A 12,311-nucleotide genomic window follows, 5' to 3' on the forward strand; every position below is an offset into this window, starting at 1 on the left:
GACCGAACATCGCCGTACCAGCGGCCGCTCGCTACTGTCGGACTGTGTCCACCGAGCCCCTGCGCTGCGCCGGCGCGCTGATCGTCGACCACGACGGCCGCATCTTCTTCCAGCGCCGCTCACCGCAGCGACGCCTCTTCCCCGACTGCTGGGACATCGTCGGCGGCCACCTCGAACCGGGCGAGGAGATCGACGAGGCGCTCCGCCGGGAGATCGCCGAGGAGACCGGCTGGTTCCTCTCCCACGTCCTCGGCCCGGTCGGCGAGTACAGCTACGTGGGCGACGACGGCCTGGCCCGCATCGAGTACGACTTCCTGGTCCGGGTCGACGGTGACCTGGACCGCCCGACGTTGGAGGCCGGCAAGCACACCGAGTTCCGCTGGCTGGCCGAGCACGAGGTGGACGTCCTCGACGAGCACCGCGACGTCAACGACGGGCTGATCCGGCGGATCGCGGAGGAGGGCTTCGCGCTCCTGCGGTCGATCGGTCTGTGAACACCGTCGAACTGGCGCCGCACCGCGTCGCCGGGCTGCTCGCCCCGGCCGTGGACCGGGTCTTCCGCGCCGGCATGCTGGCCGGCCGCGACGGCGGAGGCGCCGAGCTGAGCCAACGGTACGGCGGGCCGACCGCGAACGGCTTCCTGGTGGACCTGCGCACCCGCCTGGCCGCGCCGGGCGGCACCGTCGACGCCCCTGGGTTCGCGGCGATCACCAGGTACGGAGATCCGCTCGTCGTCCGCCGGACGGTCGACAAGCAGGTGGCGCACGGCATGCTCCACCGCCGCCCGGACGGCGCGCTCTCCGCCACCGAGCGGGGCGCGGCCTTCCTCGCCGAGCTGTACCAGGTGCACGCCGAGGTCACCGAGGAGCTGTGGGCCGGGCACGACGAACGGGTGTCCCGGCTGGTCGCGGTGCTCGGCCGGCTGCTGTCGTACGCCCTGGTGCTCGCCGACGAGGAGGGTGACCGGGGCGGCTCGGCCTTCGCCGCGATGGCCCCGCCCCACGAGCCGGACGGCACCCCGTCGGGCGTGCTGCTGCTCAACCGGCTCGGCACGCTGCGCTACCACCGCGCCGACGCGCACGCCGAGGCCTGGGCCGCCGCCGGGCACACCGCGTCCAGCATCGCCACCCTGCCGGCCGGTCCCGAACGGCTCGCCATCGAGCTGGAGACCGACCGACGGGCCGCCGGCCCGTACTCGGTGCTCGGCGCCGACGAGCGGCTGACCATGCTCGCCGACCTGGCCGCGCTGCCCGGCTGACCCGGTTGGCCGGAGCGGCGGGGCCAGCCGGGGCTATCCTCCACCGGTGACGGGGAGCAGGACGAGGGAGGATGTCGCGATGATCGGAATGGTGCTCGCGGCCGGAGCGGGACGACGGCTGCGGCCGTACACCGACACCCTGCCCAAGGCGTTGGTGCAGGTGGACGGCGAGACCACGATCCTGGACATCGCGCTGGGCAACCTCGCCGAGGTCGGGCTCACCGACATCGTGATCGTGGTCGGCTACGCGGCGGACGCGGTCCGCGAGCGGCAGGCCGACCTGGAGAAGCGGTACGGGGTCACGCTCACCCTGGTGCACAACGACAAGGCCGAGGAGTGGAACAACGCCTACTCGCTCTGGCTGGCCCGGGAGTACTTCGCCCGGGGGGTGCTGCTCGTCAACGGGGACACCGTGCACCCGGTGAGCATCGAGAAGACGCTGCTCACCGAGCGCGGGCCGGGCATCCTGCTCGCCGTGGACACGCTGAAGCCGCTGGCCGAGGAGGAGATGAAGACCACCTTCGACGCCGCCGGCCAGCTCACCCGGATCACCAAGCTGATGGACCCGGGCGAGGCGTACGGGGAGTACATCGGCGCGACGCTCATCGAGCCGCAGGTCGCCGACGCCCTCGCCGACGCGCTGGAGGCGACCTGGCGACGGGACCCGAACCTCTACTACGAGGACGGCTACCAGGAGTTCTCCGACCGGGGCGGGGAGGTGCGGGCGGCGCCCATCGGTGACGTCCCGTGGGTCGAGGTCGACAACCACGCCGACCTGGCCCGCGCGCGGGAGATCGCGTGCCGCTACTAGCTCGGAGCGTCCTCACCCCGCTGCACATCGACGTGCGCCGGGGGGCGGTGGCCGACCTGGCGGCGATCCTGGCTGACGGGCGGATCTCCGCCGGCGGTGACGTCGCGGTGGTGGTCGGCCCCGGTCAGGGCACCCAGATCGCGGAGCTGATCCGACCGTCACTGCGGACGGCCGACGTGTTCACCGTCTCCGGGGGGACCCTGGACGCCGCCGACGACCTGGGCGGCAAGCTGCGCGCCCGGTCGTACGACGCGGTCGTCGGGATCGGTGGCGGCAAGACCATCGACGTGGCCAAGTACGCGGCGACCCGCCGAGGGCTCCCGATGGTGTCGGTGGCGACGAGCCTCGCCAACGACGGGATCGCCTCCCCGGTGGCCAGCCTCATCACCGACGGGCTCAAGGGCTCCTACGGGGTGCACATCCCGATCGCGGTGATCGTCGACCTGGACTTCGTGGAGAGCGGCCCGGACCGGCACAACCGGGCCGGCATCGGCGACGTGATCAGCAACATCAGCGCGCTCGCCGACTGGGAGCTGGCCCGCCGGGTACGCGTCGAACCGTTCGACGGGCTCGCCGCCTCGCTGTCCCGGGCGGGCGCCGAGGCGGTGCTCAACCACCCGGGCGACATGGCCGACGACGCCTTCGTCACCGTGCTGGCCGAGGCGTTGATCTCCAGCGGCCTGGCCATGGCCATCGAGGGCACCAGCCGCCCGTGCAGTGGCGGCTGTCACGAGATCATGCACGCCATCGACGCGCTCTTCCCCGGCACCGCCTCACACGGCGAGCTGGCCGGGCTCGGCGCGCTGTTCTGCACCTGGCTGCGCGGGGACCTGCGCCGCTTCGGGGAGATGTCGGCCTGCCTGGCCCGGCACGGGCTGCCCCGGCTCCCCGCCGAGGTGGGCCTCACCGACGACCAGTTCGTGGAGGCGGTGCAGTTCGCGCCGCGTACCCGACCGGACCGGTACACCATCCTCGAGCACCTGGCGCTGTCTCCTACCGAGACGCGGGAGCGGCTGGCAGACTACGCCGGTGCAATCCGCGACCAGCTTGGCTGACCCCCGTCCCACCGTCGCCGACTTCCACCGGGTGAACCGGGGCGGCGGCCTGTTCAGCGAGTCGATCAGCCAGTGGCTGGGCGCCGTCTTCGCACTCGTCGCCCAGCGCCTCGGCCTGCGTCCCACGGCGCTGACCATCACCAACCTGGTGCTCGGGCTGGCCACCTCGGTCACCGTGGTGGCGCTCGCCGGCCCGGTCGCGGACGGGGACGTACCGGCCTGGGTGGTCGGCCTGCTCGCCCTTGTCGGCTGGCAGGTCGCGTACTCCCTGGACTGCGCCGACGGGCAGCTCGCCCGGGTGACCGGCCAGGGCAGCGCGGCCGGGGCCCGGGTCGACGTGCTCTGCGACGTGGCCGCGCAGATCGCCCTGGTCGCCGCGTTGGCCGCCACCGCCGTGGCGCAGGAACCGTCCACCCCGACCTGGCTGGTGGCGACGTTCGCGGGGACCTGGATGGTCAACCTGGTGACGTCGGTGATGCAGGCCGGCCCGAACGCCGCCAGCATGGTCACCTCGACCTCCCTGCCGGTACGCCTCGTGAAGCTGGTCCGCGACTACGGCGCGGTGGTCTTCGTGGCCGCCCTGGTGCTGGCCGTGGCCCCCGCGCTGGTCCTCTGGGTGCTCGTCGCCTTCACGATCGTCAACGGCGGCTTCCTGCTGGCCAGCATCGCCTTCTCCGCCCGCGCCTCCCTCCGCTGACCCCACCCCCGCCCCGCAAGATCCGGCCGCCCACGCAAGATCTGCCCAACTTCCCCGAAGTTGCTGCCTCCGGCCGGCGGGAGACCCCAACAACCCTGATGTTGCGCGGATCTTGCGAGCGGGGGGCGCCAGCCCGCCCGCGGCGGCGCGGCAGCGCAGTACCCGCCGCCAAGATCGCGCTCGATCCAGGATCTAGTGGCCTCGGAGCAGCCGGATGGGACTACATCCTGGTTCGAGCGTGATCATGCCCAGGCAGGGGCGGTGGCGGCGAGGGGCGCCCGCGCGTCGGGCGGCGCGGCGGGACGGGGTCAGACTCGGTTGGGGGTTCGGGCTACCCCGGCGTAGATGTCGATGAGCTGCTTGGTGACCACGTCGGGGTGGAAGGTGCGCTCGTAGCGGGCGCGGGCGGCCACGGCCAGTCCGGCCGCGCCGGCGCGGGCGACCGGCAGGGCGGCGGCCAGGGCGGACGGCTCCGGTGCGACGACCCAGCCGGCCTCGCCCACGTCGATGCCGGCCGGCATGGGCGACCCGCCGCCGACGACCGCGGAGGCGACCTCGGCCGGGCCGGTGCCGGCGGGCTCGTGCGGAGCGTCGGCTCCGACCAGGTACGGGATGCCGCCGAGCGCCGTGCCGAGCACCGGACGGCCGCTGGCCAGCGCCTCGATGATCACCGTCGGCAGCACGTCGTGCCAGGTGGAGGTGGCGAGTACCACCGCGCTCGCGTCCAGGGCGGCGCGTACCCCGGCCCGGTCCAGCGGCCCGAGGAAGGTCACGTCCGTCCGCTCGACGGCTGCCGCCTCCACCAGCGGGCGCAGTTCGCCGTCGCCGGCGATCCGCAGCGGGCCGAGCGCGCCGTCGGGGTGCCGCCGCCAGGACTCCAGCAGCAGACCCAGCCCCTTCTCCGGGGAGAGCCGACCGAGGAAGAGGAAACCGTCGCCGAGCGGTGCCGGCGTACCGGGGTCCGGGACGGAGTTCGGCTTCACCACGATCCGTTCGTCCGGAATGCCGTAGTCGCGGAGGTGGTCGGCGATCGCCGAGGTGAGCGCGACGTACCGGTCCACCGACCGCCAGGTCCCCCGGTGCACGGCCAGGGTGGTCGCCATCAACGCGCTCTGCGCCGCCGAGTCGCGGTAGCAGCGATGCTTGATCGCCGGCACACCCAGCGCCCGGCCCTTGCAGTCCTGACAGATCACGCCGTCGCGGAAGTAGATCCCCGACGAGCAGACCTGCCGGTAGTTGTGCACCGTCTGCACCACCGGCACACCGTGGCGGTGCGCGGTCCGCACCACCCAGGGCGAGATCAGGGGGTACGGGTTGTGCAGGTGCAGGACGTCCGGCCGGTGCTCGGTGAGCAGCCGGCTCAGGTCGTGCTGGGCACGCGGCGCCCAGATTGGCGAGATCGGCAGCAGCGCCTTCGCCGCCTTCGACATCGACGGGATCTCGTCCGAGCTGCGGATGAAGGGCAGCACCTCGACGCCGGCGGCGGTGAGCTGAGCGATCTCCGAGTCGACGATGGTGTTCTCGCCGGACGGTTGGGCTTCCCGGTACCGGTTGTGCGCCACCACGATTCTCACGGGAAAGAAGGCTACCGTTGACCGGTGCCCGAACTACCGGAGGTTGAGGCGCTCGCGGGTTATCTGCGACAGCGCGCGGTGGGCCGGCGCGTCGATCGGCTGGAGATCGCCGCGATCAGCGCCCTGAAGACGTACGAACCGGCACCGACAGCCGTGGCCGGCCGGGCGGTGGTCGACGCCAGCCGACACGGCAAGTTCCTCGACGTGCTCTTCGAGGGCGATCTGCACCTGGTGGTGCACCTGGCCCGGGCGGGCTGGCTGCACTACCGGGAGGCGTTCCCGGCCACCACGCCGCTGCGCCCCGGCAAGGGTCCGATCGCGCTGCGCGTACGCCTGGACGACGGCTCCGGCTTCGACCTCACCGAGGCCGGCACCCAGAAGAAGCTGGCCGCGTACCTGGTCACCGACCTGGCGGCGGTGCCCGGCGTGGTCAAGCTGGGCCCGGACGCGCTCGCCGCCGATCTGCCGACCTTCGCTGAGCGCCTGCGCAGCCGGCGGGGGCAGGTCAAGGGGGTGCTGACCGACCAGTCGGTGCTGTCCGGGGTGGGCAACGCGTACTCCGACGAGATCCTGCACGCCGCGAAGCTGTCGCCGTTCGCGATCACCGATCGGCTCACCGACGCCCAGATCGCCACCCTGCACGCGGCCACCCGGCAGGTCCTCGGCGACGCGGTCGAACGGTCCCTCGGTCAGCGGGCCGCCGAGCTGAAGGGCGAGAAGCGCTCCGGGTTGAAGGTGCACGCCCGGACCGGGCTGCCCTGCCCCGTGTGCGGGGATTCCGTGCGTGAGGTGTCGTTCGCCGACTCCAGCCTCCAGTACTGCGCGACGTGCCAGACCGGCGGCAAACCGCTCGCTGACCGTCGGTTGTCCCGCCTTGTACGGTGAGTAATCCCACTCCACGACTACGCAGCGGAATCGCCCACAGTGAGCGGAACCTCCGGTCCGCCGTTCTGGCCATGCGCGCATCCATCGGTATAGTGGCCCGGTCCCCGGCTTCTGAAATGGTGCGGAGCCGGCCAGATCGCACCGGCACCATCGGTCGCCAATCTCGTTCGGGGCGGCGACCGGTCGGAGCCCGCGTGGGAGACTGGGACGGTGGGCGACCCGGGCCCTCACGCCGAGTGAGCGGCCCGTGTCATGCGGGAGGACATGGGTGAGGTGACGGCAAGCCTCCAGCGCCCGGTATCCAACGAAGGCCGGAGCAGACTCGTGCGGCACGTCGACAGCTTCGAGATCCAGCCGCCGACGCCGCCGTCTCACAACGGCGTTCCTCGGTCGGCGTGGACGAGGTCGCGTCGCCGGGTCTCCCGCTGGCACCGCCCGTACATCGCCACCCTGCTGTTGCTCGACTTCGGCGCGGCGGCGTTCGCCAGTTGGATCGCGATCCAACTGTTCGACCAGGCCGCCTCCGGGTTCTCCGGCACCCAGCAGGACCCGACCTGGTTCCACACCGTCTCCTACCTGCTGCTGCCGCTCGGCTGGGTGGTCATCCTCTGGAGCAACAGGGGGTACGACCGGCGCTACCTGGGGCTGGGTCCGGACGAGTTCAAACGGGTGATCCGGGCCGGGGTGACGGTCGCCGCGAGCGTCTCGTTCCTCGCCTTCGCCACCAAGACCGAGTTGTCCCGCTGGACGGTCGGCACGGCCCTGCTCGGGGCGCTGCTGCTGATCCTGTGGGGTCGTTTCGTGGCCCGCTGGGCGCTGCACTACATCCGACGGCGGGCCGGCCAGGCCGCGCACCGGATGGTGCTGGTCGGCACCCTGCCTGAGTGCCTGGAGGTCTACGCGGCGGTCACCCGCAGCCCGGCCGCCGGGCTGATGCCCGTCGCCATCCACATCACCGACGGGTACGCGGCGGCCCGGGGCATGCCGACCCCGGTTCCGGTGTACGCCGGCCGCGACGTCCTGGCCCTGGTCCGTGAGGTCGGCGGGGACACCATCGCCGTCTGCGGGTCGGCGAGCGCCGAGCCGGGCGAGTTGCGCCGGCTGGCCTGGCAGTTGGAGGGCTCCGGCGTCGACCTGGTGGTCGCCCCGCAGTTGACCGACATCGCCGGCCCTCGGGTGCACATCCGCCCGATCGAGGGTCTGCCGCTGCTGCACGTCGAGGAACCGACCCTCTCCGGGCCGGCGCTGCTGGCCAAGAACCTGATGGACCGGGTCGCCGCCGGCCTCGGCCTGCTGCTGCTGGTCCCGCTCTTCCTGGCCATCGCCGTGGCGATCCGGATCTCCGACCGTGGGCCGGTCTTCTTCCGCCAGCCCCGGGTGGGGCACGAGGGGCGCACGTTCCGGGTGTGGAAGTTCCGGACCATGTACGTCGACGCGGAGGATCGGCTGGCCAGCCTTGTCGACCGCAACGAGACCGACGGCATGCTCTTCAAGATGAAGCAGGACCCTCGGGTCTTCCCGGTCGGTCGTTTCCTCCGGGCCACCTCGCTCGACGAGCTGCCGCAGCTGATAAACGTGCTCTGGGGCGAGATGTCGCTTGTCGGGCCCCGCCCGCTGCCGGCCGACGACGGTGACTTCCTGGGTGACGTGCGCCGCCGCCTGCTGGTCCGCCCCGGCATGACGGGTCTCTGGCAGGTCTCCGGCCGCTCCGACCTGTCCTGGGACGAGTCGGTCCGACTGGACCTCTACTACGTCGACAACTGGTCGTTGGCGTACGACCTGAGCATCCTGTGGCGCACCGTCGGGGTGGTGCTCGCCCGCAAGGGCGCGTACTAGGGTCTTGGCGCGCCGGCCCGCAGGGGCGAGGATCCCTGCGTGGCTGCCAACCTCTCCGCCGTGGTCGGCGTCGTCTCACTCGTCACCGCGCTTACTGCCGCCCTGTTGGCGGTGCTGCGGCTGCGGGCCCGCCGTGGCATCGCCACCGCCACCCAACGGGCCACCTACGAGGTGCTGCACACCGCCGGCCTGGCCGCCGAGCCGCTGCGGGCGGGGCTGAGCGCGGCGGGCGCGGCGAAGGCCGTACGTCATCTGCGGGCCCTGGTGGGCGCGGTCGGGCTGGCGCTCACCGACGCCGACCACCTGCTGGCCCTCGACGGGCGCGGCACGCACCACGGTGAGCAACTGCTCGCGGCGGCCCAGCGGACGGTGGGCACCGGGCGGTCGACGGTGCTCGGCGAGCAGGAACTGCACTGCGACCGGGTCGACTGCCCGATCCGCGGCGCGGTGGTCGCGCCGTTGCAGGGGGCGGACGGCCGGGTGGTCGGCGCGCTGGTGGCGATCGCCGACAGCCCGCCCCCGCCCGGGTTGGTGCAGGCCACCCTGGAGACCGCACACTGGGCCGGCAACCAGCTCGCCCTAGCCGAGCTGGACTCGTCGCGGGAGCGGCTGGCCCGCGCCGAGATCCGCGCGTTGCGGGCGCAGATCAGCCCGCACTTCATCTACAACGCGCTGACCGCCATCGGCTCGTTCGTCCGCACCGACCCGGAGCGGGCCCGGGAGCTGATCCTGGAGTTCGCGGAGTTCACCCGCTACTCGTTCCGGGCGCACGGGGAGTTCACCACCCTCGCCGAGGAGCTGCGCTCGATCGACAGGTACCTGACGATCGAGCGGGCCCGGTTCGGCGACAGGTTGCAGGTGCGGTTGCAGATCGCCCCGGAGGTGCTGCCGGTGACGCTGCCGTTCCTCTGCCTTCAGCCGCTCGTGGAGAACGCCGTCCGCCACGGGTTGTCCCGCAAGCCGGGCACGGGCATGGTGAGCATCGAGGCTCGGGACGCGGGCGCCGAATGCCACATCACGGTGGAGGACGACGGAGTGGGAATGGACCCGACCACGCTGACCGCCGGCATCGCCGAGCTGGCCCGGGGCACCGGCGACCCGGGCGACGACCCGGGTCAGCACGTCGGCCTCTCCAACGTCGACGAGCGGCTGCGGTCGGTCTTCGGGGACCGGTTCGGCCTGGTGGTGGAGACCGGGTTGGGCTCGGGCACGAAGGTGAGCATGCGGATCCCGAAGTTCCACCCGGGCGTACGGGCAGGCTCGTGACTACTGGCTTTCTCCGGGTGCTCGCGGTGGACGACGAGCCGCCCGCGCTCGACGAGTTGGCGTACCACCTGCGGGCCGATCCCCGGGTGGCCCGGCTGCACACGGCGGGGGACGCCACCGAGGCGCTGCGGCTCCTGCGAGACGGTGACGTGGACGTGGTCTTCCTGGACATCCGGATGCCGGGCCTGGACGGGATGGAGTTGGCCCGGGTGCTGCGCCGGTTCGCCCGGCCACCGGCGATCGTCTTCGTCACCGCGTACGACGACGGCGCGGTGGACGCCTTCGACCTGGGTGCCACCGACTACGTACGCAAACCGGTGCGTGCCGACCGGCTGGCCGAGTCGCTGCGGCGGGTGATCGGGTCGCGGGTGGTGCCGTCGCACCCGGCGGCGCTGGCCCGCGCGGAGGAGGATCCGACGATCCCCATCGAGTTGGCCGGCACCACCCGGATGTTGCCCCGCTCGGCGGTGCGGTGGGTGGAGGCGCAGGGCGACTACGCCCGGTTGCACACTTCGGACGGGTCGCACCTGGTGCGGGTCTCGCTGGCCACGCTCGCGGAACGGTGGGCCGATGCCGGCTTCGTCCGGGTGCACCGGTCGTACCTGGTGCAGTTGAAGTTGATCGCGGAGCTGCGGCTCGTCAACTCCGGCTACGTCGTGGTGATCGACGCCACCGAGCTGCCGGTGAGCCGGCGGCACACCCGGGAGCTGAAGGACAAGCTGGTCCGGGCGGCGAAGCAGGACTGGGGCCGCTGACCAGGCTTCCCTCGTCGTGCCGGGAATAAGCGCGCTCTCCCGTACGTAGTACGGTACGTTGCTTATCGACGAATGGAGCCGCCGTGTTCGACGCCGCCACCGAGTTCGACAGTCAACTCGACCGCCTGGTGCACCTCGGCTACCCCGCGCTGGCAGGGCTGCCCGAGAGTGCCTTCCGCGAGCTGGTCGCACCGCTGCGAGCCAGGGCGATCGAGGGTGCCGCCGGCCTGCCCGCCCCCACCGATGCCCGGGTGCCGTTCCTGTTGGTCATCACCCGGGACCTGGTCGGGGTGGTGGAGCGGCTGGCGCTCACCACCCTGGCCGGCAAGCGCAAGCCCGGCGTCCTCGACCGCAACTACGCCGACGACGACCTGCCCCGCTTCGACCCGATCAAGGAGCTGGAGGTGCCGACCGGGCCGGCGTACCTGCTCTTCGACGTCGACCGGGGGGAGGAGTACCGCAACCTGGCCCCGGCCACCGCCATGGAGGGGATCACCGCCCAGGGCCGGCTGCCGCTCAGCATCGACGAGGGTCTCGCCCTCGTCACGCTGCACCCGGCCGCGCTGGCCAGCAACAGGTGCTTCTCGCTCGTCGGTTCCCGCTGCGGCGACCGGCGGGTGCCGGCGATCTGGATCAGCCAGGGGGCACCGAAGCTGGGCTGGTGCTGGTACGGCAACCCGCACACCTGGCTCGGCTCCGCCTCGGCCCGCCCGGAGCGCGTCGGCCTGGAGTGACCGTCCGCTGAGGAGGGATGACCGGTCGGCGAGAAGCAGTTCGAGGCTCGCTACCTGACGACCCAGCCGGACGGCACCCGCAAGCTGGCCCGGTTCACCGTGCCGGCCAGCGGCAGCATGACAGTGGATCTGGTCGTACCGACCAGCTGACGGTTCGACACAGCGGGGCCGGTGGCACGACGCCACCGGCCCCGCTTCGCGTGCTGCGGTCGGAAAGTGTCGTGTCCGCTGGGAGCGTGAACGCGTCCGGCTGACAGCGGCGGACCGGGCGCGTTCTGCCGGAGGATCGAGGCATCCAATCCGGCGGCGTCGCCGCCTCGTTCAGGAGGTTCTCGTGATCATCGCGATCATCGACTTCAGGACTGCTGCCACCGACCGGCCCGCTGCCCTCGCCCACTTCGACGGGGAGCTTGATCGGGTACGCGCCATGCCGGGCAACATCGCCTTCCGGGTCTACGCCGCGCGTGAGGACGACACCGCAATCGCCGTGGTCCACGAGTGGGACGACGAGGCTTCGTTGGCCGGCTACCTGAGGTCCGACTCGTTCACGCGATTCGGCGAAGTGATTCGACCGATGATGGTCGGAGCGCCGGTGAGCCGACGGTTTCGTGCCGACCTGCTGGAGACGGTGGCCTGACCGGCGTCGCGACGGACTTCTAGGATGACGTGTGCGAGGCCGTCGATGACCCGCAGGACATACAGCTTCGTCCGCACGTTCGCGCCGGAGTTCGCTCGCGACCTGTGTGTGGACCGCCACTACCTGCTCTGCGCCTCCGCCGGGACCCTTCGGCTCGAGGCGCAGGGTCAGGCGTGGTTGTTGCCACCGGCGCGGGCAGCCCTGATCGAGGCAGGCCGGCCGATCCGGGTGAGCATCCCGCGGCCGGTCACGACCGCGTCGGTCCTGTTCGACACCCGATTCACTCCGGCGCCACCAGCACCCTTGACCGTGTTCGACCTCAACCCGCTGGCACGCGCGCTGCTGACCGAGTGCCGCACGTGGGGCGAGTCCGACGAACCCCTCACGGCGTACGCGGAGACGCTGTTCGGCGCGCTCGCCGCGGTGACCTGGCAGCTCGCCGAGCAGCCGAGCCCGGTCGTCGTGCCGGCGGGGCGATCACCGGAACTTCGCCGAGCCCTCGAGCTGACCGAGCAGCGGCTCGGCGGTGAGGTCCGCTTCGAGGACGTGGCGGTCGACGTTGGCCTCGCGCCGCGATCGCTGGCACGACGCTTCGAGGAGGAGACCGGCATGACCTGGCGGGCGGTCCTGCGCCGGATGCGGGTGTTGGGTGCCATCGAGGAACTCGCAGCGGGTGACACCCCGGTAACCAAGATCGCATTCATGGTCGGCTACACCTCACTGTCGGCGTTCAACGCCGCGTTCAGGGAGCTGACCGGCCGCACGCCAACGGAGTACCGGGCCAGCTTCCGGCCCTGAGCAGA

13 protein-coding genes are annotated in these 12,311 nt (G+C 72.1%); 12 read left to right on the top strand and 1 reads right to left on the bottom strand.

All coding sequences use genetic code 11. From position 1 onward, the window contains the following. The first annotated feature begins 44 nt into the window (after positions 1–44). The 5 genes from ACPXBU_RS05115 (at position 45) to ACPXBU_RS05135 (ending at position 3,821) form a co-directional block, all read left to right on the top strand. A complete protein-coding gene (locus tag ACPXBU_RS05115) occupies positions 45–494 on the top strand; it encodes an NUDIX hydrolase (RefSeq protein WP_393364767.1) in 450 nt (149 codons plus the stop codon). Further along, positions 491–1,258 carry a hypothetical protein gene (locus ACPXBU_RS05120; protein WP_425756815.1) on the top strand — a complete coding sequence of 256 codons (768 nt, stop codon included), beginning with the start codon at positions 491–493 and terminating at the stop codon, positions 1,256–1,258. The genes ACPXBU_RS05115 and ACPXBU_RS05120 overlap by 4 nt, the downstream gene beginning before the upstream one ends. Positions 1,259–1,337: 79 nt before the next feature. Then, entirely contained in the window at positions 1,338–2,069 is a 732-nt protein-coding gene (locus tag ACPXBU_RS05125; protein ID WP_425756816.1) for a sugar phosphate nucleotidyltransferase, read from the top strand. Beyond that, the gene (locus ACPXBU_RS05130; RefSeq protein ID WP_393364776.1) at positions 2,057–3,124 is read left to right on the top strand and encodes an iron-containing alcohol dehydrogenase family protein; all 1,068 of its coding nucleotides are present in this window, start codon (positions 2,057–2,059) and stop codon (positions 3,122–3,124) included. Before ACPXBU_RS05125 ends, ACPXBU_RS05130 begins: the two co-directional genes overlap by 13 nt. After that, positions 3,099–3,821: a CDP-alcohol phosphatidyltransferase family protein gene (locus ACPXBU_RS05135; protein ID WP_393364778.1), complete on the top strand. Its 723-nt coding sequence runs from the start codon at positions 3,099–3,101 to the stop codon at positions 3,819–3,821. The genes ACPXBU_RS05130 and ACPXBU_RS05135 overlap by 26 nt, the downstream gene beginning before the upstream one ends. Before the next feature lie 308 nt (positions 3,822–4,129). Here ACPXBU_RS05135 and ACPXBU_RS05140 read toward each other — a convergent pair whose 3' ends face one another. Further along, positions 4,130–5,395, bottom strand: coding sequence for a glycosyltransferase (locus ACPXBU_RS05140; protein ID WP_425756818.1), 1,266 nt, complete (start codon positions 5,393–5,395; stop codon positions 4,130–4,132). 24 nt (positions 5,396–5,419) lie between these two features. On the opposite strand from ACPXBU_RS05140, the gene ACPXBU_RS05145 reads away from it, so the two are divergent. The 7 genes from ACPXBU_RS05145 (at position 5,420) to ACPXBU_RS05175 (ending at position 12,306) form a co-directional block, all read left to right on the top strand. Further along, the gene (locus ACPXBU_RS05145; protein WP_393364784.1) at positions 5,420–6,280 is read left to right on the top strand and encodes an Fpg/Nei family DNA glycosylase; all 861 of its coding nucleotides are present in this window, start codon (positions 5,420–5,422) and stop codon (positions 6,278–6,280) included. Between the two features lie 264 nt (positions 6,281–6,544). Next, entirely contained in the window at positions 6,545–8,116 is a 1,572-nt protein-coding gene (locus ACPXBU_RS05150) for a sugar transferase (protein ID WP_357066531.1), read from the top strand. A gap of 39 nt (positions 8,117–8,155) precedes the next feature. After that, complete coding sequence (locus ACPXBU_RS05155) at positions 8,156–9,382, top strand: sensor histidine kinase (protein ID WP_425756821.1); 1,227 nt, start codon at positions 8,156–8,158, stop codon at positions 9,380–9,382. After that, on the top strand, positions 9,379–10,137 hold the full coding sequence (locus ACPXBU_RS05160; protein ID WP_393364790.1) for a LytR/AlgR family response regulator transcription factor: 759 nt from the start codon (positions 9,379–9,381) through the stop codon (positions 10,135–10,137). The genes ACPXBU_RS05155 and ACPXBU_RS05160 overlap by 4 nt, the downstream gene beginning before the upstream one ends. 83 nt (positions 10,138–10,220) lie before the next feature. Continuing rightward, positions 10,221–10,871, top strand: coding sequence for a DUF5701 family protein (locus ACPXBU_RS05165; RefSeq protein WP_425756823.1), 651 nt, complete (start codon positions 10,221–10,223; stop codon positions 10,869–10,871). Positions 10,872–11,205: 334 nt separating this feature from the next. After that, on the top strand, positions 11,206–11,508 hold the full coding sequence (locus ACPXBU_RS05170) for a putative quinol monooxygenase (protein ID WP_425756825.1): 303 nt from the start codon (positions 11,206–11,208) through the stop codon (positions 11,506–11,508). A gap of 45 nt (positions 11,509–11,553) precedes the next feature. Next, complete coding sequence (locus ACPXBU_RS05175; protein WP_425756827.1) at positions 11,554–12,306, top strand: AraC family transcriptional regulator; 753 nt, start codon at positions 11,554–11,556, stop codon at positions 12,304–12,306. The last annotated feature ends 5 nt before the right edge of the window (positions 12,307–12,311 follow it).

It is taken from the genome of Micromonospora sp. DT231 (genome assembly GCF_049847025.1).
Lineage (GTDB): Bacteria > Actinomycetota > Actinomycetes > Mycobacteriales > Micromonosporaceae > Micromonospora.

What these genes read in the sequence shown, in the direction of transcription:
- ACPXBU_RS05125 (WP_425756816.1), top strand. Translation starts at nt 1,338, where the DNA reads ATGATCGGAATGGTGCTCGCGGCCGGAGCGGGACGACGGCTGCGGCCG.
- ACPXBU_RS05150 (WP_357066531.1), top strand. Translation starts at nt 6,545, where the DNA reads ATGGGTGAGGTGACGGCAAGCCTCCAGCGCCCGGTATCCAACGAAGGC.
- ACPXBU_RS05175 (WP_425756827.1), top strand. Translation starts at nt 11,554, where the DNA reads ATGACCCGCAGGACATACAGCTTCGTCCGCACGTTCGCGCCGGAGTTC.